1 pseudogene is annotated in these 543 nt (G+C 83.1%); it reads right to left on the reverse strand.

Going from position 1 to position 543, the window contains the following annotated elements:
* Positions 1-543: pseudogene (locus KBX39_RS32645) on the reverse strand (hypothetical protein); the annotation flags it as partial.

Genomic DNA, 543 nt, shown 5'->3' on the forward strand with positions numbered 1-543 from the left:
CCGCGGCCAGCGCCACCCCCGCGGCCACGTCGGCACGGAACCGCGCGACGGCAGCGGCAGCTTCGGCGCGGACCGCCTCGATCGCCGCGCTCGCCTCGGCGCGGGCCCGCTCCAGCGCCGCCTCGGCGTCGGCACGTACCGCGTCGGCCCGGTCCCGCTCGGCGCGCGCCGCCCGCGCGGCGGTGGCCTCGGCGTCGGCGCGTTCGGCGGCGGTCCGCGCCGCGCGCTCGGCCTCGGTGGCCCGCCCCTGGGCGGCCTGCGCGTCGGCGCGCGCCCGGTCGGCTTCGGCGCGGGACTGCTCGGCCCGGTCCAGGGCTTCGGCTGCGGACCGGGTGGCCCGCTCGGCGTCGGCGCGGGCGGTGTCCCGTTCGGTGGTCAGCTCAGCGACGCGGCGGCGTTCGGCGTCGCGTTCGGCGCGTACCGTGCGCAGGTCGTGCCGGGCGGCGTCGCGGTCGCGTTCGGCCTGCACCCGCAGCGCCTGCGCCGCGCCCGCCTCGGCACGGGCCGCGTCGCGGGCGTCCTCGGCGGCAGCGACCCGCTCGG

It is taken from the genome of Micromonospora sp. D75, assembly GCF_018070405.1.
Classification (GTDB): domain Bacteria; phylum Actinomycetota; class Actinomycetes; order Mycobacteriales; family Micromonosporaceae; genus Micromonospora; species Micromonospora chalcea.